General features: G+C 43.5%; 18 protein-coding genes. 10 read left to right on the forward strand and 8 right to left on the reverse strand.

Annotated elements, in window-relative coordinates; all coding sequences use genetic code 11:
• Positions 1-47: 47 nt before the first annotated feature.
• The 6 genes from katG (at position 48) to iolG (ending at position 9,161) form a co-directional block, all read left to right on the forward strand.
• Entirely contained in the window at positions 48-2,246 is a 2,199-nt protein-coding gene (gene katG, locus DFP80_RS01130) for a catalase/peroxidase HPI (protein ID WP_113915128.1), read from the forward strand.
• Positions 2,247-2,386: 140 nt separating this feature from the next.
• The gene (locus DFP80_RS01135) at positions 2,387-3,307 is read left to right on the forward strand and encodes a dioxygenase family protein (RefSeq protein ID WP_113914973.1); all 921 of its coding nucleotides are present in this window, start codon (positions 2,387-2,389) and stop codon (positions 3,305-3,307) included.
• A 199-nt stretch (positions 3,308-3,506) separates the two neighbouring features.
• Positions 3,507-5,390: a methyl-accepting chemotaxis protein gene (locus DFP80_RS01140; protein WP_113914974.1), complete on the forward strand. Its 1,884-nt coding sequence runs from the start codon at positions 3,507-3,509 to the stop codon at positions 5,388-5,390.
• A 133-nt stretch (positions 5,391-5,523) separates the two neighbouring features.
• Complete coding sequence (locus tag DFP80_RS01145) at positions 5,524-5,991, forward strand: DUF2127 domain-containing protein (protein WP_113914975.1); 468 nt, start codon at positions 5,524-5,526, stop codon at positions 5,989-5,991.
• A gap of 1,227 nt (positions 5,992-7,218) precedes the next feature.
• Positions 7,219-8,034 carry a 5-deoxy-glucuronate isomerase gene (gene iolB, locus DFP80_RS01150; protein ID WP_113914976.1) on the forward strand — a complete coding sequence of 272 codons (816 nt, stop codon included), beginning with the start codon at positions 7,219-7,221 and terminating at the stop codon, positions 8,032-8,034.
• A gap of 128 nt (positions 8,035-8,162) precedes the next feature.
• A complete protein-coding gene (iolG, locus tag DFP80_RS01155; RefSeq protein ID WP_113914977.1) occupies positions 8,163-9,161 on the forward strand; it encodes an inositol 2-dehydrogenase in 999 nt (332 codons plus the stop codon).
• 77 nt (positions 9,162-9,238) lie between these two features.
• Here the strand turns inward: iolG and DFP80_RS01160 are convergent, their stop codons facing one another.
• From DFP80_RS01160 to DFP80_RS01195, 8 genes are all read right to left on the reverse strand, one after another.
• Positions 9,239-10,312, reverse strand: coding sequence for a DUF748 domain-containing protein (locus DFP80_RS01160; protein WP_158601334.1), 1,074 nt, complete (start codon positions 10,310-10,312; stop codon positions 9,239-9,241).
• Positions 10,313-10,451: 139 nt separating this feature from the next.
• The gene (locus tag DFP80_RS01165) at positions 10,452-10,865 is read right to left on the reverse strand and encodes an acyl-CoA thioesterase (RefSeq protein WP_113914979.1); all 414 of its coding nucleotides are present in this window, start codon (positions 10,863-10,865) and stop codon (positions 10,452-10,454) included.
• A gap of 99 nt (positions 10,866-10,964) precedes the next feature.
• Entirely contained in the window at positions 10,965-11,987 is a 1,023-nt protein-coding gene (locus DFP80_RS01170; RefSeq protein ID WP_113914980.1) for a LacI family DNA-binding transcriptional regulator, read from the reverse strand.
• Positions 11,984-12,619, reverse strand: coding sequence for a dual specificity protein phosphatase family protein (locus tag DFP80_RS01175; RefSeq protein ID WP_113914981.1), 636 nt, complete (start codon positions 12,617-12,619; stop codon positions 11,984-11,986). Before DFP80_RS01175 ends, DFP80_RS01170 begins: the two co-directional genes overlap by 4 nt.
• 57 nt (positions 12,620-12,676) lie before the next feature.
• Entirely contained in the window at positions 12,677-13,549 is an 873-nt protein-coding gene (locus tag DFP80_RS01180; RefSeq protein WP_113914982.1) for an inositol monophosphatase family protein, read from the reverse strand.
• Between the two features lie 96 nt (positions 13,550-13,645).
• On the reverse strand, positions 13,646-14,764 hold the full coding sequence (locus DFP80_RS01185) for an ABC transporter substrate-binding protein (RefSeq protein ID WP_113914983.1): 1,119 nt from the start codon (positions 14,762-14,764) through the stop codon (positions 13,646-13,648).
• Positions 14,765-14,788: 24 nt separating this feature from the next.
• Entirely contained in the window at positions 14,789-15,979 is a 1,191-nt protein-coding gene (locus DFP80_RS01190) for an ABC transporter ATP-binding protein (RefSeq protein ID WP_113914984.1), read from the reverse strand.
• A 1-nt stretch (position 15,980) separates the two neighbouring features.
• A complete protein-coding gene (locus DFP80_RS01195; protein WP_113914985.1) occupies positions 15,981-17,801 on the reverse strand; it encodes an ABC transporter permease in 1,821 nt (606 codons plus the stop codon).
• Between the two features lie 181 nt (positions 17,802-17,982).
• Here DFP80_RS01195 and DFP80_RS01200 point away from each other — a divergent pair, with 181 nt between their 5' ends.
• The 4 genes from DFP80_RS01200 (at position 17,983) to DFP80_RS01215 (ending at position 21,983) form a co-directional block, all read left to right on the forward strand.
• Positions 17,983-18,582: a pentapeptide repeat-containing protein gene (locus DFP80_RS01200; protein ID WP_113914986.1), complete on the forward strand. Its 600-nt coding sequence runs from the start codon at positions 17,983-17,985 to the stop codon at positions 18,580-18,582.
• 30 nt (positions 18,583-18,612) lie between these two features.
• Positions 18,613-19,152 (forward strand): hydrolase, encoded by a 540-nt coding sequence (locus tag DFP80_RS01205; protein WP_113914987.1) that lies wholly within the window; start codon positions 18,613-18,615, stop codon positions 19,150-19,152.
• Between the two features lie 183 nt (positions 19,153-19,335).
• Positions 19,336-19,620 carry a hypothetical protein gene (locus DFP80_RS01210; RefSeq protein ID WP_113914988.1) on the forward strand — a complete coding sequence of 95 codons (285 nt, stop codon included), beginning with the start codon at positions 19,336-19,338 and terminating at the stop codon, positions 19,618-19,620.
• A 98-nt stretch (positions 19,621-19,718) separates the two neighbouring features.
• Positions 19,719-21,983 (forward strand): zinc/cadmium/mercury/lead-transporting ATPase, encoded by a 2,265-nt coding sequence (locus tag DFP80_RS01215; RefSeq protein ID WP_206610551.1) that lies wholly within the window; start codon positions 19,719-19,721, stop codon positions 21,981-21,983.
• Positions 21,984-22,083 lie beyond the last annotated feature (100 nt).

A 22,083-nucleotide genomic window follows, 5' to 3' on the forward strand; every position in this document is an offset into this window, starting at 1 on the left:
TGTTACTGAAAAATAAAGTGTTTAAGCAGCAAGCAGGAGAGATCTTTATGTCTAACGAAGGTAAGTGTCCATTTAATCATGGTGCCGCAGGTGCAAATCAATCATCTGGTCGTGGCACGTCTAACAAAGACTGGTGGCCTAATCAGTTGAATCTAAACATTCTTCATCAGCATTCACCAAAATCTAACCCAATGGGCGAAGATTTTGATTATGCCAAAGAATTTAATAGCTTGGATCTTGAAGCGCTTCGCCAAGATTTATTTGCTTTGATGACCGACTCACAAGATTGGTGGCCTGCCGATTACGGCCATTATGGTCCATTCTTTATTCGTATGGCGTGGCACAGTGCAGGTACGTATCGTACGGCTGATGGTCGTGGCGGCTCAACATCTGGTACTCAGCGTTTTGCACCTTTAAACAGTTGGCCAGATAACGTTAACTTGGACAAAGCGCGTCGTTTGCTTTGGCCTATTAAACAAAAATACGGCCGTAAGATCTCTTGGGCAGACTTGATGATCTTAGCTGGTAACTGTGCATTGGAATCAATGGGATTCAAAACTTTTGGTTTTGCGGGTGGCCGCGTTGATGTATGGCAACCAGAAGAAGATATTTACTGGGGAACGGAAAAAACGTGGCTGGATGACGAGCGTTATACTGGTGATCGTGATCTTGAAAATCCATTAGCCGCCGTACAAATGGGTCTTATTTATGTCAACCCAGAAGGCCCTGATGGTAAGCCGGATACTTTAGCCTCTGCTCGTGATATTCGTGACACCTTTGAGCGAATGGCGATGAACGATGAAGAGACCGTTGCTTTGATTGCTGGTGGCCACACTTTTGGTAAAGCACATGGTGCTGGTGATGCGGCTCAAGTCGGTGCAGATCCTGAAGCGGCAGGTCTTGCTGAGCAGGGTTTTGGTTGGAGTAATAGCATGGGCACAGGTAAGGGTGTCGATACTATTTCTAGTGGTCTGGAAGGTGCTTGGACGAAAAATCCAATAACATGGGATAACGGTTTCTTTGAAAACTTATTTGACTATGATTGGGTTCTTACTAAAAGCCCTGCAGGTGCTTGGCAATGGGTTCCAAAAGGTAGTGCGGGAAGTAATAGTGTTCCAGATGCTCATGATTCATCAAAGCGTCATGCGCCGATGATGTTTACATCGGATTTGGCATTACGCGATGATCCAATTTATGCGCCTATCTCTAGACGCTTTTATGAAAACCCAGACCAATTAGCGGATGCGTTTGCTCGTGCTTGGTACAAGTTGACCCACCGTGATATGGGGCCAGCGGCTCGTTATCTTGGGCCTTTAGTGCCACAGGAAGAGTTAGTGTGGCAAGATCCGATTCCAGCAGTGACTTATGCAACCGCTAATGAACAAGATATTATGGATCTTAAAGCGAAAATTCAGGCCTCAGGTTTGACTGTTTCTCAGCTTGTATCAACTGCTTGGGCTTCTGCGTCGACTTACCGTGGTTCAGACATGCGTGGTGGTGCAAATGGTGCTCGTATTCGTTTAGCGCCACAAAAAGACTGGGAGGTAAATCAGCCAAAACAGCTTGCTAAAGTGTTGTCTGTTTTAGAAGGTATTCAAGCTGAATTTAATGGCAAAGATTCAAGTAAACAGGTTTCTCTTGCTGACTTGATCGTTTTAGGTGGTTCTGTTGGCGTTGAACAAGCAGCAAAAGCGGCGGGCCATGAGGTGACTGTGCCATTTACCGCAGGGCGCGCTGATGCATCTCAAGAGCAAACAGACGTAGAGTCATTTGCTTTCCTTGAACCAGCAGCGGATGGTTTCCGTAACTACTTGAAAGGCAAGTACACGGTATCTGCCGAGGAAATGTTGGTGGATAAAGCGCAGTTGTTAACGCTTTCAGCACCAGAGATGACGGTATTGTTAGGTGGTCTGCGAGTATTAAATGCTAATGTTGAGCAATCTCAACAGGGTGTTCTGACAGCGCAACCGGAGACGCTAACCAATGATTTCTTTGTGAACTTATTGGATATGGGAACCAAATGGTTTGCTACTTCAGAAGAAGAGGTAGAGTTTCAGGGCCGTGATCGTTTAACAGGTAAAATCAAATGGACAGCAACACGAGCGGATTTGGTATTTGGTTCTAACTCTCAACTCCGTGCGCTTGCAGAAGTATATGCATGCTCTGATTCGCAAGAAGGTTTTGTGAAAGACTTTGTTGCTGCATGGACTAAGGTAATGGAATTAGATCGTTTTGATCTAGCGTGATTTCCTAGCGTTGCCAACAACACCAACCCCGCTTCTGAAAGGATTGCGGGGTTTTTGTTGGAATGTAAAAAACTGTATATCCAATATTTTCTGTGTTTTAAAAACGTTAAATTTACATCATATAATTATTGGAATGTATTGTGAAAAATAAATCCTCTGTAGTTAACCAGCAAATCTCACGTCGAAAAATATTAAAACTAGCAACAGGTGGCTTATTGGGCATTCCTCTTCTAGGATTAATTGGGTGTCAGTCTTTACGGTCTGGGATGCCTCCGCCTCCGCCACATGGTTTTGATGGGGCGTTTCCCAAAGGTGGACCTGGAATGCCAGCCCCTCATGGGAAAGGTGGAAAACCACCTATACGAAAGCCTGTTGTTGGTAAGGCGACAGATAAAGCTCGTTGGGCTACTGGAGGTACTCATGCAATGGATAAAACCATTTTGTATCAAAATCCACTGCTTAAAGATGATTTGGGCTCAATTTGTCAGGTGACGAATCGAACAACGGAAGGTCCATGCTATTCGTCGACTCGAGTTCGTCAAGATATTTCAGAAGGGCGTGAGGGGTTACCTGTCCGTTTGTGGTTTAAAATAGTGGATGTTAACTGTCATCCAATACAAGGTGTAAAAGTGGATATCTGGCACTGTGATCCGTTCGGCATATACAGCGGAAAAGACATGGAAATGGTGGATTTTTGTACTAATAGTGACAAAGAGTATCAGTCTAATGATTGGTTTCGAGGAATCCAAACGACTGATGAAAATGGCTTAGTTTATTTTGAAACTTGTTTTCCTGGTTGGTATGTCAGTCGAGCCGTTCATATTCACCTTTCTATTAGTAAAGGAAGTGATACGTTAACCACTCAAGTAGGGTTTGATGACGATTTAGCTGATTCCATTTTGCTCAATGAGGCGGTTTACTCTGGACATGGAAAACCGGATACGAATAATTCTTCCGATACGGTTTTCCCCAATGTTGGGTATGAAGCTTTTTTGATGCAAACAAAAGCGTTAGTAGATAATTCAATGTTGGCTTGGAAGGCTCTTTCTGTCGACTTTTAGAGTGATTTTGAATAGGTTTAGCCAATGGGTTTTGTTACTACAAAAAGCAACGGTTTAAAGCTGGTATTTTATAAGTTGGTACTATAAATTCACTGCAATTCATTTAGTTGAAATAATTAAATGTCATTTTTATAAGTGCTGGAATTTCATGGAAGCAATTAGCATTTTTTTTAGTTAGGTTTTGTAGGGGCGTTTAATCATGAAGGTATCCCATAAGGTTGTTGTATGTGCATCCATTGTTGTTGTACTAGCATTTTCAGTGTATTCCTGGTTGCAATATAGCAGCCTTAAAAGTGCATTATTTGAAAAGACGACAACCAGTACTCAAGAAAGTAGTAAGGCATTGGCCTTGCAGATTAATAATTGGCTTAAAAATAAGATGGATCTTATCGAAGTTATGTCTCAAAACCTTGATGCTGATTTTAGTTCGGACTCCATCCAAAAATCATTTGACGCGCCTATTTATAAGAATGAATTCATTTTGTTGTTTGGCGGCCTAGATACTGACGGCGCTCGAATTACTAATGATCCAAGTTGGGACCCTGATGGGTGGGATGCTCGTAAACGTCCTTGGTATTCTTTGGCGCAACAACACAAACAAACAATATTAACAGACCCTTATCCTGATTCAGTAACAGGAGAAATTTTAATATCAGCGGTCGCTGCGTTTCGTGATAAAGGCGTATTTAAAGGGGCTTTTGGGGGAGATCTTAGCCTTAAAACCGTATCAGATGCGGTGAACGCGCTCAGTTTCAATAATACGGGTTATGCATTTTTATTGGATAAATCCGGAAAAATCATCAGTCATCCCAATGCTGGTTTGAACGGTAAATCTGTCTCTAATTTATTGCAAGGTGGTGTGCCTGAACTGAGTAAAGATTTAGTTGAAAAACAACTGACTAACGGTACTCCAGTGTATGTGTCTTTTAGTCCATTACCTAATTTATATGGCTCAGATTGGTATGTTGGTGTGGTGTTGGATGAGCATAAGCTGTTCGCCAGTGTCCGAGAGTTTGGTTGGGTCGCTTTTTGGGGAACGCTAATTGCAGCCTTACTTGTTTCTCTCGTGCTGTATTTTGTTGTGACTGCTTTACTGCAACCACTTCGCGCTTTGCACGAATCATTAAAAGATATTAATGGCGGAGAAGGTGATTTAACCAAACGCCTTGCGATTACCAGTGATGATGAATTCGGTCATGTCTCGGGAGAGTTTAATAAATTTATTGACTATTTGCAGCGCTTAATTAGTGAAGTAAAAAGCCAATCTCGTCATATCCGTGAAAATACAGACAAGACGGCAGTGTCTTCTGTAGAGTCTTCTAAACAGCTGTATACGCAGCTTAATGAATTGGATCAACTGGCGACGGCTATGCACGAAATGTCGGCGACTGCGCACGATGTGGCAGACAATGCTCAAACAGCAGCAAGCCGTGCGAATCAAGCAGATGCTTCAGCAAAAGAGGGGGAAGTTATTGTTGATCGTACTACCACTTCGATTACTGAGCTTACCCATAAAATGGGTGATGTCGTAACTACCATTAATGATTTGGTGAAATACAGCGATAATATTGAATCGATTCTTACGGTTATTACAGATATAGCAGATCAAACGAACCTGTTAGCCTTGAACGCGGCGATTGAAGCGGCACGAGCTGGTGAGCAAGGTCGAGGTTTTGCGGTAGTGGCTGACGAAGTTCGAACATTAGCATCGAAAACTCAAGAATCAACTGAGCAAATCCAAAAAATGATTCAGCAGTTGCAAACAGGTGTAAGAGGAGCAGAGAAAGCGATTCTTGAAAGCAGAGAAAATGCTAATTCTACTCAAAAAATTGCTGATCAGGCTAAGTTGTCGTTAGAAGCGATTCGTACAAGTATTAACGAAATAAACGACATGACAGTGCAAATTGCGGCGGCGGCAGAAGAGCAAAGTGCGACATCAAACGAAATCAACCGCAATACCACGAATATTCGTGATATTAGCCAGTTGGTTTCTGATGCCGCACAAGGTCAGTCTGTACTTTGTGAAACCATGGTTGAGATTACCGTTGAACAAGCGAGATCTTTAGATAAATTTAAAGTGTAGTTTTTCTATGTTCTCTTTTAAGGCGAGTTGGGTGTTTGATCCTACTCGCCTTTTTTATTGGCTTTGCAAAGTGATTGGCATCATCATTTGTCATTCAATTGATGTATCTTGATTTTTTTAAGAAGTGGTGCCTATGAAGTTTGAAGGGCTAAAAGCCATTGCTGTTATTGATGGCGTAAAAGGTGTGCTAGCTTTGTGCTTGGCGCTGAGTGTCAATGCAATTGCTCAGCAAGACCTCCATCAGCTTGCTGAGCAAATTATGGAAGATTGGCTCATCTCGCCAAACAATTATTATGTAACTTTACTATTAACCTTTATTGAAAAACTGACTCAGCAAGATCCGCTGTTAGTTATTTCTATTTCCCTTATGTATGCCTGCTTTCGCTTCGTCATAGCTTATGGGCTGTGGCACAAACTGCGCTGGACGGAATGGTTCGCCTTTATCAGTGGTTCACTTTATATTCCCTTTGAACTCTATGCTATTTATCAAACTCCCAATCTACTAAATTTTTCAGTCTTGCTGTTTAATTTGGCGGTTGTTGCCTATTTGTATTGGGTGCTAAAGCGTAGTGAAAAAGCGCTAGCAATGGCCGCTAAATAGATGCGTTTTAAGTCTATGGGAGTTCGGTCATGTGATGTAAAGACAGGGATGCTGTGATCGTAGTGTGATGGGTGACGGTGACGATCGAGTGGTTAGTGTAGAAAAACGTCCAAAATTCGATGGCTAGTGCTTCCATTCTATTGGCTTGGTATTAGCCTTCAGTGTAAAAGGGTTTGTAGATTTTTGGCGCATATCCTATCTGTTTAAGATGCAAGTAACAGTTAATTGGAATGTAAATTCCATGTTTTTTTGACTGAGAACAATACCTTTAGATTAACTATCTCTTTGTTATATATGAGTTTATCTTGTTTTTTCTGTTGTTTTTGCCTTTACGAGGGAGAGATAAAAAACATTTTTTACCTATTGAAACAAATGAAATAAATATTCTATTATGTTGTTCTTGTTGGAATAAAAATATGAAGTTGGTGAGTTAATAGTTGACTCAGTTTGATGGAATTAATACGGCAGTACTCAAGGTAATGAGGATAGAGTAAATGCGTATTGAATAGGCCGACTAAGGCCACAGTGAAAGCGCATACGATTACCTACTGAAATGCGATGAAGGTTTTATCTATTCCATTGAGCCAACTGCATTAAGAGGTGTTAGCAGAGACAGCGCTTTAACAAGTAGAAATAAAAGTATTGGAATTAGGCTTCAATTGTTCTGGAGGCGATTGGTAGCGCTGAGCTAAGGCTTGCAAAAGCAGTTTAGGGTAATGGAAGTGTTGAACTATTTAGCTTCTCAAATTATAGGTTTTACGACTTATTTGGTTACCCCCATCAGGTTACTGTGGTCCGATCTTAAAGGGTTCATCATCAGCGCTCTTTAATCAAATTCTAATATTAATGTTGAATGAGTTGAAAATGACGACCAAGCCCATAGGCTGGTGCGCTACTGCTAATAGCCAAGGAAGGTGTTAGGAGGTGTGTATCATATTGAAGAAAATGTGTTGTTATTTGAAATAACGGATCTATGAAGGCAATCCATAAATCCAAGGTTTTAAACGTATTTTGGTGGAGCCTACACATACTGCTTATCAAGCATTATATGTGTGTTATTAGGTCTTAGCTTGATTTTCAATTATATGAAAACGGTTGAGATTCTAGACAGCGTAGTGGAATTCAATAAAAACGAAAATAGATCAAGGTAGAGCAATATGGTGCCAGTCGATATCGCTTTAGTAGACTGGAAATATGCTCGATAAAATAATAATGATTGAGGTTTGTATGTCACATTTATTAAGTAAGAAACTCCAGCGTAATGGCACAACAGTTACGCAAGATGTCACACCAGAAAGTGCTAATTGGAAGTATGTTGGCTTTGAGGCGCATCAACTCAAAGAGGGCGAATCAGTAGTGGTTCAAACTGGAACAGATGAAGTGTGTGCGGTGATTTTGTCGGGTAAAGCGAACGCAAATACCAAATGCGAAGCATGGGACAATATTGGTGACCGCATGAGTGTGTTTGATCAAAAAGCACCATATGCGGTGTATTCTCCAGCACAAGATGAAATTCGTATTGAAGCCATTACCGATGTGGAAGTGGCATTTTGTAAGGCACCAGGCAAAGGTGGATTTCAAGCAAAACTGATAACGCCTGAGCAATGTCAATATGAGACGCGCGGTGTTACCAGTAATACTCGTCATGTGTGTAATATCTTATTTGGCAACGAACCCGCCGACAGTTTGTTGGTCTGTGAAGTCATTACACCAAGCGGTGGCTGGTCAAGCTATCCACCGCATAAGCATGATACCGATGCGGCACCTGCGGAAACACAGTTGGAAGAAACGTATTATCACAAAATTGATCCTCCACAAGGCTTTGCTTTTCAGCGAGTCTATACGGATGACAGAAGTATTGATGAGACCATGGCTGTTGAAGATGGCGATCTAGTCATGGTGCCAGAGGGTTACCATCCGGTAGGCGTCCCACATGGATATCAATCTTATTATTTGAATGTCATGGCGGGGCCGAGTCGGAATTGGATTTTTCATAATGACCCAGATCATGAATGGATTATTGAACGAGACAAAAAAATGTAAAAGTTTTAGTTTTTGGGCGACAACTGTGCTCGTAATATCGCTTGCCTGAAACTTGTTTTGATTTGCCTAACAATATTTACAAGTGCTGTCGTCGCCTTGTATAAAAACAATAAAATCAAGGATAAAAAATGTTGAACTTTGCTTTGTTTGGCGCTGGCCGAATTGGAAAAATGCACGCTCAAAATATTCAGGCGTTTGGTCAATCTAACCTTAAATATGTGTTTGATGTCTATGCGCCAGCGGCAGAAGCCGTAGCGGAAGCAACAGGTGCGAAAGTCGTTGCTAGTGTAGATGAAGCCTTAGCAGACCCTGAAGTGGATGCGGTTTTAATTGCCACTAGTACGGACACGCATGTTGATCTCATCATTAAAGCGGCTAAAGCAGGCAAAGCAATTTTGTGCGAGAAGCCAATTGATTTAGATACAGCAACGGTGAACGCGTGTTTAGAAGAAATTCAAGGTTGCAATGTACCGATTCAAATTGGTTTTAACCGCCGTTATGACCCAAGTCACGCCGCGGTTGCAAAAGCAGCACAAGATGGCAGCATTGGTAAACTTGAACAAATCATTATTACCAGTCGTGATCCTGGCATGGCGCCAGTAGAATACCTTAAATCGTCTGGTGGTATTTTTCGTGACATGGTTATTCATGACTTCGACATGGCGCGTTTTGTTCTGAATGAAGAAGTTGTCGAGCTGCAAGCTTTTGGCGGCGCTATGGTAGATGAAAAAATTACTGAAATTGGCGATGTAGACAGTGTGATGCTGATTATGAAAAGCCAGTCTGGTCGCTTGATTCATATTAATGGATCACGCCGCGCGATTTACGGATACGACCAACGAGTAGAAGCCTTTGGTTCAGAGGGCATGGTGATTTCAAACAACCAAACACCAACCTCGGTAACACGTTTTACTAAAGAAACGACACAAGTGCAAGATCCACTTTATAACTTCTTTATTGATCGTTATGTGGAGGCTTACAACTTGCAGTTAACTTCTTTCATTGAAAATGTTTTAGCTAAGAAGCCTGTATCACCAAGTTTCGAAGACGGACGTCGTGCGCAAATGCTCGCAGATGCCGCACAGAAATCTCTGGAAACAGGGCAAAAAGTGACATTGAGCTGGTAACAGATTTGGTTTAGGCTAATGCAATAAAAAAAAGGGCGAAAGCCTTTTTTTTATTGCATAAATTTTATGGCGTATCATCACTGTTCGTTTTTACTTTTAAGCCCTTCGAACTTATTATCGAACGCTTCGATAAACGCATTTTTTAAAGCTTCTAAAATAGCATCAAATGCACTTATTTCAGGGTCTTTTAGTGAACCTGTAATTTCGATTATTGTGGCGGCTTTGTCTGTATCGCTGTTGGTAAATAGTCCTGTTAGCCCGCCGCTCAACCCTTCCCAGGACAATTGAAAGAGTCCATCATCATCTTCTACTGCATCTTGTTGCCAATCTAAAATATCGACTTTTTTGAATAAGGGTTTTATGTAACCGTTTAACTCGCCATCCGCGGCCTTTAGTTCGCTGATAACTTCGCCAGTACCCGCTCGAAAATCAAACCCAGCATAGGCTTGTGCAAAATCATTGAGTAAAGGCAGTGAAACAGATTCTGTTTTTAAGGCAATGCTAAAATCGTTAGAGACAAAAGGATCGAATTCAGCGTTCATTTCCAAGGAAGCTGAATTAAGAAGCTTTGCATCTAAGTTTAAACTTGCGACGCGCTTGCCATCTTGTCCTGCAATGTTTGTGAGGTTGACCACGTCAGCGCGAAGCTCGGTGAGTTGTACATTAACTGGCGGCTTTGACTCAAAATTACGAAAGGCAATACTGCCGTTGTTTGCACTGATTTTACTGATGGTAATGGGAATAAGTCCTTCGACGACCCCTTGCCAGTCGCCACCTTTACCTGATTGCGCATTATCTGCTTTATCACTGTCGACGAAGTTGACTTGAGGGGAATCAAGAGAAATGTCCGCAAGTATCTGGCCTTTAAATAAAGCTCGCCAGCTTAATGCGATATCTATGTTATCAGCGCGAATAAAGGGCACCTTGTGTGTGCCTTTTATCTTTGAAACGGATAATTCCTGAAGTTGATATGCCCCTCGATAAAGGTCAATGTCGACATCCTCTATATGTCCCGAATAATCCCCCATATTGGATAGTTTTTGATTCACTGTATAAAGCGCCCAATTAGGGAGGTATAGCCTTAATATGATGAGAATACTTAACACCATCAATAGAAAGATAATGATATTTTTGAGTGGTACCGCCTTCATGCTCATTCCTCCTTGTTTGCATTTAGATTAGAGTGCCAGGCGATTTTTCTCAATGGAAATCAAGATTTTCCATAATCCATACACGCTGTTGCCATGTTACATACATTTTGCTCAGACAAAGAGAATGACGAATAAATAATTATTCAAAGGTAGCGATAGACAGCTCAACTCTTTGTCTGAAATCGTTCGGGAAGGGGATGGCGGATTTTGCCGCTTTGGAGAAGCATACATAGGTGACATCGGCTTCAACAACTATGTCATTGGTTTGTACATTAATAATGGTTTGTTTCATGGTGATACTGCGGTTGCCGATCTTTGCATAGCGGGTTTGCACTTCGAGAAGGTCACCGAAATTGGCTTCGGACTTGAAATTGATATTAATGTTGACCACGGGCCAGACAAGGTCTTGCTGCATCCAGTCGTCTTTATCGAAGAATTCATCAAAGAATGCCCAACGGCCTTCTTCAATAAACTCTAAATAACGGGCGTTGTTAACGTGTTGAAAGAGATCTAAATGATAACCGCGTACTTTTATTTGTGTTTTATTGAGCATGTTGCCTCCTTTTTGAAATATAACGCAAAAGGTTACGACGCTTTCATTAGGAAGCAAATAACAAAATCGCTCAAGTTAACTAACAGAGAGTTTAAGTAATTATGGGTCACTTGGGCGTACGGAGTGTCGCCATACTGGCGGCGCATGAAATGTTAGATGCTGTTTTTTGCATTCTTTGTCAGAAGCGTTTTCCAGTAATGTTGAAATAGCATCGGCCATTGCGCCAAGGGGTTGTGCAAATGTGGTGAGTTGATAGCCGAGCCAGCTGGCTTGTTCTATGTCATCGAATCCGACAATACAAAGATCTTCTGGAATACGTAAACCAAATTCATTTTTTGCCACATCCATAAAACCACAAGCAATTAGGTCAGTGACGCAAAAAACACCATCCGGCCTGTCACGTGAGGCCAATAAACGTCGCGCTGCGTCTACACCGGTTTGGTAGCTAGTTGGGCCTATTCGCACTAAGGTACAAGTTTGCTTGGCGTCTTCGGCGGCTTGAATAAACAGGGTTTCACGAGTCAATATACTTGGGGATTGAATCGTTGACGAGACAATCGCAAGCTTCTGACAGCCCGCTCGAAGCAGCATGTGGTGGGCATCGGCCATGGCGGATTGGTAATCAATGCTGATGTGATCTGTGCCTTCAAATTGTCCGGCACGGTTCACAAGGATGACTTGTTGTCCACTTTGTACGCAAGTTTCAATTAAGGTGGTTTGCGGAGTCCCTGATAATACAATAGTGGCCGAGGCGCGATAATTTAATGTTTGGCGTAACGCCGCATCGGCACTGGCTTCGCCTCCAGACGTGTTGATCACCATCACGGCTCGACCAGCCAATTGCAGGCGCTGTGTTAGAGCGTCGAGCAAGCTGGCTTGGTAAGGTGCATTAAGATTAGCGCCTAATATACAAACAGGTCGGCTTTTTTCACTGGATAAACCACGGGCAAGGTGATTAACGTGGTAATTCAGTTCTGCAGCCGCCGCCAATACTCGCTCTCGAGTGTCTTTGGAAACGCTTGCTCCTTGGGTAAAGGTTCGAGAAACAGCAGACCGCGAAACGCCAGCGAGTCTGGCTACTTCTGCGGCGCTGGCAATATTTTTTGCTCTTTGCTGCGTCATGTCTTTTTCATGTCCTTGCCAAAGCCCGCTTCTCGCAACATTTTTTCCATACTCGCTGCGCGCTCTGCTAAGTGAATCAAAGCTGGTTTTGGGGTTTCAAACCATTCATCTGGATGAAGTTCGCGGGTTTGGCGAATATGTGCGATGGCAGAATCAAGTGTTGGGTAGCGGTCAGGAAATTCAAGGTGAAGAAACAAGGCGACAATTGTTACTGAGCGGCTACGTCCACCGCGGCAATTCACTAGGATGTTGCCTTTTTCACGAACCTTATAAGACGCTTTTTCAGGAAGCTCTTGGTCTAGTGCTGAACGCATTAAATGGTAACCTGCCAATACCATAGATTCTGGATTACCTGGGCCATCAATAAGACCAATTTTATAATAGCGAACACAAGCTGAGCCGTGCTTTAGTAAGTGTTTAGGTAAATTAGGTTCTTCAGAATGCACAAGGTCAATGTCTAAGTTCACGGCGCAGTTAAGTACTACCTTGATATTATGCCTTTCGAGTAGTTCAGCGTCCGCCATGCCAGTGGAGCCGCCAATATAGATGTCGACGCCCCAGCCTGGAATGTTGCTTTCTATTAAGCTAATCGGTGGACGTGGATAATGCTTTATTACTTTTTCAGATGTCATGATGTTCTGTTCTCTTTTTTGCTCTTGTCTTGAGTAAAGTTCAAACGAGTCGAAATGTTAGACAGTAAGTTCAAGTTTTGTTGCGCTTTGGTTGTTCGTTTCTTTTTGATCATTATCTTTAGCTGCAAGCAATATCATGGTGTCATTAGAAAACTGTTCGGCTACACCGGGTGCAACAGCGAGAATCGGTCCACCGTGCGCTATTTCTTGGTGAGTGTTAGGGTAAACCCCCGTTCGTCCACCGGCCTCTCGAACCATGAGCAACCCTGCTAAGCAATCCCATGCATTCATATGCGATTCAGCATAGCCATCGGTTCGGCCTTCTGCCACCCAGGCTAATGCCAAAGCGCCAGAAGCACCGCGTCGAATATTAGTGCCGCTTACCAATAGAGAAGAAACGGTTGCCAAGTAGGTTTCTTGGGAAACTCGTGTAGACCATCCTAATTCAAAGGATGAACTATGGGTATCTGTTATATTGGAAACACGCAATGCTTGACCATTTTTGGTGACGTATTGGCCTTTTCGTGCCAAATACATTTCATTCGTTGCTGGGTTATAAATAGCGCCGAGCAATGTTTCACCTTGATAAACAAAGGCAATAGCAATACAGAAATGGTCTATGCCACGAGCAAAATTGGCCGTGCCGTCAATCGGGTCAACTACCCAAAGTGAGGTGCTAGATATAGACCCTCCGGTTTCTTCCCCAAGTAATCCATCTTCTGGGAAGCGGTTATTAATAGCATGACGAATGTGTTTTTCGACCAGTGTATCGGCTTCAGTTAAAAAGTCTTGCTGGCCTTTCATGGTAAAATCGCCGGGTTGTCTAGCACGATAGCTTTCTAGTGCTAATGCGCCTGCTGTTAACGTAATAGAGTGCAGGGCAGCTTCGCGTTTTTCTAATTCGCTTGTTTTGATGTTGTTGGGTGTCAAGGATTGATCCTTTTCTAAAATGTTGGATTGAGATCAGTTAGATATTGTTTTGTCCTAACTGATCTCCTTCTTGTTGTTACTGACGCTATATTTAGCTTATTTTTTAAAGCTTAGGCTCCATAAATCTTGCCAATCTTGACGGCTCTCCCAGTCTGATTTTGCTGTGGACGCCTCATACCCCATTATTTGGTCACGGACTTTATCTATGCCAGCGGGTTCGTTAGCAGGTAATTTTACGGTTTGGTTGGTGGACATTTTTCCGTCAGCACCCTGTGGTGCAATGCCTTCGGCTGTCATCATGTAACGAATAAAGAGTTTGGCTGCGTTAGGGCTTTTGCTTCCTGTGGTAATGAACCCTAAACCAGGGTAACTCCAACCACTAAATGGCACCATGTCGGCACAAAGGCCTAATTTCATACCATTTTTATTGTTACGAAACTTTGCCGCGCTGACCATACCAACAAAACTGTCTTTCACATCTGGTGCACCAACGGCGTTGGCTGCTTCTGTGTCTGAGCTAGTGACTAATGGATGGTTTTCAGCGAGCGCTTTTATAAAAGCGGCGGTGGCGCTGCTTTCACTGGTTTTCAGTGGTTTGCCAAATTCGGCTTGATAAGCATCTGCCATGGCTTTGTCATGATGGGTTGCTAATTGGTTAAACCAATCCGTATAAGATGGTTTTCCTAGAGGGTCCTGCATAGCGACTTTACCACGCCATTTCGATTCGGTAAGTTGCCAAATATTAGTGACAGGGCAGGTGTCATAAAGACCTGTATTGTAGGCCCAAATGTTAGGCGCCAATACTACAGTAAGTGGGCTTTGGTATGTTGCTGGAATGTACTCTGCTAAATCGGTTGGCACCCAGCTGCTTACGTAATCTTTTGACAATAGTTGTTCCATTCCAGCTGGTGCATCAGCAAGAATGACAACATCGGCTTTTACATTACCCGCTCTGGCTTCGCGGCTCACAATCTCTAGAATTTGTGACGCTTTGGCTTTGATGCCTGTTGCTTGAACACCGTATTTTTTACTAAATGATTCTGCTTGTTTGACGATTTTTCCTGTGGAATCGTAAACCGTCAACGGCGCTTCTTGTTTAGCCGCAGCAATTAAGGCTTGGAGATCAAACGAGTCTGCTGCTGAAGCAGAAATGGAGCCAAGAGTCGTCAGGCTAACACTCAGTGCAAGAAGGCTTTTTTTCATCGGGAAGTTCATAAAGGTTTCCTTTTTAAGATTAGCTTATGCTTGTTTAGCGTAGGGTTGATTGGTGTGTTTTTGGTTGGCGTATTTATGGCTAGGTAGTGCTGAGCTGAGCAGTAAATTGTCGAGTTCTTTATCGTTATCAGTGAGAGCAAGCCTGTTGCCGTCGTGATCAAAAAAATGCAGTGATGGTGTCGGCAAATTCGCATTTATTTGATCGCCTTCACGCCATTTCGGACGAGACTGTGTTGAGTGAAACAATCGGTCTTCACCGAAACTCAGTTCAATTACCCAGCTACCACCAGTAGGCATGATGTTTTCAATGGTCATGGGTAAGGTATGAGAGGTAGCGTTGTCAGTCAGAATGATTTCTTCAGGTCGAATGGCGCATACTTCGGCGAGCCTGCTTTCTGCTTGTGACTGTCTGGCTAAAATATGGCTGGCAACATTGATGGGTTTATCATTGGATTCTTTTAGCTTGATCAAATTGATTTTTGGATTGCCAATAAATTCTGCCACAAAGCGATTACTTGGTTCGGCATAAATTTCATCAGGTGTGCCGATTTGTTGCAGCTGTCCTTTGTTCATGACAGCAATGGTATTGGCAAGGGTCATGGCTTCCCATTGATCGTGGCTGACAAAAATAATGGTCGTGCCAAAGGTTTGGTGTAGGCGGCGTAATTCGGCACGCATTTCAAGGCGAAGAGTCGCATCAAGGTTTGATAAGGGTTCGTCTAATAGCAAAACACCAGGGTTAACCGCCAGCATACGCGCTAAGGCAACGCGTTGTTGTTGGCCGCCAGATAACTGAGATGGATAACGGTCTGCGTATTCAAGAATACGTAGCTTACCCATTACATCTAAGCAACGTTCTTTGCGCTCCTGAGCAGGGACTTTCTGTAGGCGCAAGCCAAAATCTACATTACGCTCCACCGTCATGTGTGGCCACAGAGCGTAGTTCTGAAACACCAATCCAATACGGCGTTGTTCTGGTGGAATAAAGCAGGATTGATGGACCGAATCGACGACTAGGTTGTCCACGGCAATTTCCCCGCTGGTGGAATGTTCGATACCAGCAATCATGCGCAGAATGGTGGTTTTTCCGCAGCCAGATGGACCAAGCAAACACATAAATTCGCCATCTTCCACCGTCAGAGAGACCTGATTGACGGAAGGCTCTGTATTACCGTCGTAGCATTTTGTGAGGTTAGTTAATGTGATAGTAGGCATATTAATTCTCCAGACCTTGAGCCAAACCTGTACCAGAGATCTTTTGGATCAATACGGTGCCAAGCCAAGCGATAAGCGCAATCATTAAGACCACCGCATTGGCGGCTTGGTCATAGTTATAATCGAGTAAACGCAGTGAATAGGTGGTGAGAACATCCGTAGATGGAATCGCCAAGATAATGAACAGGCTGACGCCTTTAATACCGGAAATAAAAGGCAAAAGAATACCTGTTGCCAACGGCCCTGCTTGAATGGGAATAACAATTTTTCCCATACGGCTAAACCAATTTGCGCCGGCAATACGCGCCGCTTCCTCGGGTTCTTTGCCAAGTTGCGTCATGGCTGCGATACCAGACCGGCTTGCAAAGGGCATTTTTTCTGCGACAAGGGCAATGATGAGAATAAAAGGGGTTCCGTATAAGGCTGGAATCGGGCCGCGAGCCACAGCGAATAAAGATAAAAACGCCGCCGCAAAGGCAATGCCGGGAACCAAATAAGGCAAGAAGGTAATTTGGCGTAAGAATGAACCCACGCCTTTGAATGAGCAGCGTAATACGGCATAACCGACCAGTAAACCTAGCACACCAGAAATCATTGAAGACGAGCCGACAATCACAATGGTGTTCCACGCGGCTTGCCAAAATTCTGGTGTCAGCAAGATTCCCTTGCTAAGGGCAACCGTGTCTAAATTGCTGCCGATCCAATAGTCAAAGGTGAAGTTTTCCAGTGTAAATCGACCAGGCAAAATCATGATGGTGGATAAGAACAGTGTCAGTAATGGCAGCACCACTCCAATCAACACGAAGGCACCGACAAATCCAGAAGCAGGTAAGCGCATACGGCCCAGTTTGCGAAGCCTGTCCATGTTGCCTTTGCCGCCAACGGTGACAAAGCGTCGAGCTTCTTTCATCATTCGCACATCAATTAGCAAGGTAATCACACCAATGATCATAATCACGGCAGCAATGACGGCCGCGACACCATTTTGACGAGTGTCTAAGGCTCGGTATAAACCTGTTGCTAATGTATCGTATCGCACTGGTAAGCCTAAAATATAAGGTACTGCGAATTCGCCAATACAATCGGCAAATATTAATAAAGCGGCAGACATCAAGGCTGGGCGAATTAACGGCAACACAATAGAGAAGGCGATGGTTCGAGATGGCGCACCGAGTACTCGGGCGCTGTCTTCCATTTGTGTATCAAGGCGACGTAATGCATTGCCCACAATCAGAATGACCAATGGCGTATAATGTAAAACCAAGATAAACACGATAGGAAAATAACCGTAAGCCACACTATTTGAAGTGGTGATGCCTAAGGATTCTAGCCAGCCAGGTTGTCCGCCAACCGTGCGGTTTTTAAAAATCGTTGTCCAAGCGAGGGCGAAGGTCCACGTCGGTAACATAAAGGGCACGATAAGCGCTGTGGCGAACCAAGCGCGTCCCGCCATGTTGGTACGATTCACTAACCATGCCAGTACCACGCCGATACTCATTGAAAATACCACGGTGCCAGCGGCAATGGCTAAGGTGTTGTACAGTGGTTGCCATAATAAGATTTCAGAAATGCGTGAATACAGAGTGCGAACAATATAGTAAAGAGTAAAACTGCCTTCGTCTTGATGGGTTCTTGCTTCGTCTCCAGATTGCACAATAAAGGAATCCACTAGAATGGAGAGCACAGGTGCAAGAATCAAATAGGCAAAGAAAATAGCCAGAACCAGACCGATTAAATTGGCAGGTTCGTGTCGGGCAACAGCAAATAAATGCCTTGCGCGTTGCCAAAGGGTTGGCTTCTTTTGCTCTGCTGCGGTGAGCATAAATGGTTCCTCTCAAATACATCGAATTTTCTACACAATAATCTTCCTCTATGACAAAGCGATGACACTTTGCACGTATGTGCAAAAAAAATTGTATTCATGATGAGATTAAATAGCATGATTCGATTGAGCACTCTGACATCTCTTGTTACCTTAGTTTTTCTAGTGACGGGAGAATGTAATGGAACATGTATTGCCGAGCGATGAGGCTTTTTATGGCAAGACTTTTATGGATTTGTCCATGGAGCAGGGCAAGGTAAGCCGTAAGCTATTTGAGTCTTGTGTGTTTGAGTCGTGTGATTTCACCGAGGCATTTTTTGATGCCTGTACCTTTAAAGGTTGCCAGTTCCGTAAGTGCAAATTAACGGCGGTAAATGTCAGAAACAGTAAATTCTCTGATGTGCAGTTTTATGAATCAAAAATTTTGGGCGTGGATTGGACAAAGGCCTATTGGCGAGGCTTGGAGCTAGGTGCACCGTTATTTTTTAAAGAATGTCTGCTCAATGCGTCGTCGTTTTATGATTTAAAAGTATCAGGTATCGTGTTTGAAGATTGCCGAGCACATGATGTGGATTTTAGGGAGGCGACGCTTTCCCGCGCACGTTTTACTGGAACGGATTTAAGCAATAGCCTGTTTGTGAATACTAATCTAACGGGCGCCGATTTTAATGGCGCGACCAACTACGAGATTGATGTGAAGAAAAACATCATTAACAATGCCACCTTTTGTCGATATGAAGCGGTGAGTTTACTGACGTCTTTAGGTATTAAATTGGTTTAGAGTGGCTAAGAAAAATAATGAGGGATGGATATGCTAAGAAAAGACCAAACTGGTTTGGTGGTGATCGATGTTCAAGGAAAGCTGGCTACTATTGTTCATGATAGCGAGGCCTTTATCTCGAATCTCGTCAAGTTGGTCAAAGCCGCAAAATTATTGGGCTTGCCGATTCTTTGGCTAGAGCAAAACCCAGAGAAGTTGGGTGAAACCGTACCAGAACTACAAGAAGCGTTGGATATGGTTGAGCCGATTACGAAGTATTCGTTTAGTGCCTGCGGTGAACCAACTTTTGTTGATGCGGTTAAAAACACCAAGGTGAAGACTTGGCTTATTAGTGGCATTGAAGCGCATATTTGTGTGTATCAAACAGCGTTGGGTTTACTGGATTTAGGTTATGAAGTGGAACTAGTGAGCGATTGTGTGTCGTCACGCGCTATACAGAATAAAGAAATGGCATTTGCCAAGTTAGTTCGCAAAGGGACAGAAGTGACTAGCCTTGAAATGTGCTTGTTTGAATTGATTGGGGACTGTCGAGCGGATGAGTTTAGAGAGGCGCTTAGTTTAATTAAATGATTCACCCATCCAACCTCCCCTTTGGCAGGTAGGAGCTTAGAGCTTTTTATTCCCTCCTCTTATGTCTTCCAAGGGGGCTAGGGTGAGGTTATTTTGTGTTTAATTTCCCTTGATTAGTCTGCTTTGTGGTTTAATTCAGCAATAGTTTTTTATTGGAATTCTCTTTTTCTCTAGGCAGGCAGCATGAACATAGATAAATCAAAAAAACGTATCGCGAAAAAAGTAAAAATGGGTTTCAAAGGCTATCCGCAACTGTCCATTGCTTACTTTGGTGATACAAAAGACATCGCTACAGAAGTGATTGTAACTTTTACCGCAGAAGAAGGCGCTGAGCCACAAAATCAGCGTTTTGCTAGTCAAAGTGATGTACGAGAAGATGAAGTAATTCAATCTGCTTTAGTGAAAATTATGGAACGCACCGACGCCAAAACGGTATTAGAGGTAGAAGGTGTTGCAATTAAGAGCTAAGGCTCATTTTTATTTCTAAATACTAGGAAGAGCATGCTTGACCTTGGACAGTACTCCAAGGTCTATACTCCTGTTTAAGCATTTACACAGGAGGTTTTATGAATAATCCCAACCCACAGCGTACTCCGCTTCAAGATTGCTGTTCCGCAACAAGTAATACCTCAAAAAGTAAAACCTCAACGAGTTGCACTAGCAACGCGAATCAAGACCAAAGCGATCAGAATACAGGACAGTGTTGCGCTTCTGATGAGATCGCTACTCATTCCTCTTCCATAGGGCTGCAATTTAGCTGGCGCGTTAGCGGTATGGATTGCGCCAGTTGTGCGCGGTCGATCGAAAAGGCGGTTTCTTCTGTGGATGGCGTGATGAGCGCTAATGTGGTTTTTTCTACTGAAAAACTACGAGTGTCTGCAAATATTGATGTATCTGACAAAATCCAAGACGCCGTAAAAGGGATTGGTTTTGATTTGCAGCCTTTGACCGCGACAATAGATTCTTCTTCATCAACCTTGTCTCTTTATAACTGGCGAGAATACGTGTCGATTGTCGGCTTGGCGTTATTGATGCTAATTAGCTGGGGAATAGCACAATTTAATCCATTATTTGGGCAAACAGCTTTCGTTGTAACTACCTTGGTTGGTTTAGTGCCTATCATGAAAAAATCGTGGCGTATGATGTGCAGCGGTTCCCCATTTTCTATAGAAACCTTGATGAGCGTTGCGGCGATAGGTGCGCTTTTTATTGGCGCTACTGCAGAAGCCGCCATGGTGCTGTTGCTCTTCATGCTTGGTGAATGTTTGGAATCCTTTGCGGCGAATCGAGCGCGCAAAGGGGTGAGTGCGTTGATGGCTTTGTTGCCAGAAGAGGCCTTGATCATTAAAAACGGCGTGCGTCAAAAAATCGCCATCGCCGATTTGCGTCCAGGGGATGAAATTGAAGTCTCACCAGGCGAACGTTTGCCTGCCGATGCAGAGCTTATATCCGAGATGGCCAGTTTCGATGAAAGTGCATTAACAGGAGAGTCGGTTCCGGTTGAACGGTTACGTGATGATAAAGTGGCTGCTGGGAGCTTATTAGCCGATCGAGTGGTGCGACTTAAAGTCGTGTCGAAACCGGGAAATAATGCCATTGATCGAATTTTACAGCTCATCGAAGAAGCGGAAGAACGCCGAGCACCACTTGAGCGTTTCCTAGATAAATTCAGTCGTGTTTATACACCAGTGATTATGCTGATGTCTGTCTTGGTGATATTGATTCCACCTTTGGCCTTTGCTCAGCCTTGGGATATGTGGATTTATCGCGGTTTGACCTTGTTATTGATTGGTTGTCCTTGTGCCTTGGTTATTTCAACACCTGCAGCTATCACTTCAGGCTTGGCTGCGGCGACTCGTCGAGGTGCATTAATTAAAGGCGGATTAGCGTTAGAGCAACTTGGTCGGGTGAAAACCATCGCCTTTGATAAAACAGGCACGCTGACAGAAGGCAAACCAAGCGTGACAAATGTAGTTACTTTTAATGGCTCTGAGGTTGATGATTTATTGGCTGCTGCCGCGTCCGTTGAAATGGGCTCCCATCATCCGTTGGCGAAAGCCATTGTCGATTACACCGAACAGCAAGGTATTGCCTTAGAGCATGCTAGTAATCGCAAAACGTTGGTGGGTGTTGGTGTGGAAGGAAATTTCGCGGGTAAGAAAATCAGCATAAGCGCGCCAAGTAAGCTTATACGAACTTTAGACAATTCTATTCAGCAGCAGGTGACGGTTCTTGAGCAAGAAGGTAAAACCGTCGTTGTTGTGTTAGAAGACGGTGAATCTTCGGGTCTTATTGCATTACGAGATAAGCTGCGTGACGATGCTAAAGTAGCACTTAAAGATTTAGCGGCTTTGGGAATTAATAGCGTGATGCTAACTGGTGATAATGCTCGTGCTGCTGGGGTAATTGCGGCCGAATTGAACATAGATTATAGAGCAAGTTTGTTACCGGAAGATAAGGTCTCTGCTGTTGTTGAATTGAATCAACAGCAAGCCACGGCTATGGTGGGCGATGGCATCAATGACACGCCAGCGATGAAAGCATCCACTATTGGAATTGCTATGGGAAGTGGCACCGACGTTGCGTTAGAAACCGCAGATGCGGCACTGACACATAATCGCTTAATAGGTTTGGTTGAGATGGTTCGCTTATCTCGTGCGACTAATGCCAATATTCGTCAGAATATCACTATTGCCTTAGGTTTAAAGGCTGTGTTTTTGGTAACTACCTTGTTGGGCCTAACTGGGCTTTGGCTTGCTGTATTGGCGGATTCTGGTGCGACCGCGTTGGTGACGGCGAATGCTTTGCGACTACTTTCGAAGAGGTCTTGAGCAAAAAAGGTGTTGCTAAAAAGTGAACCGTCAGTCATGAATATTTCATTTATGTTAATGAAATGGGTAAGAAAAGAATAATCCACTTGTAAAGCGCTAA

The organism is Marinomonas rhizomae (assembly GCF_003315485.1).
Lineage (GTDB): Bacteria > Pseudomonadota > Gammaproteobacteria > Pseudomonadales > Marinomonadaceae > Marinomonas > Marinomonas rhizomae.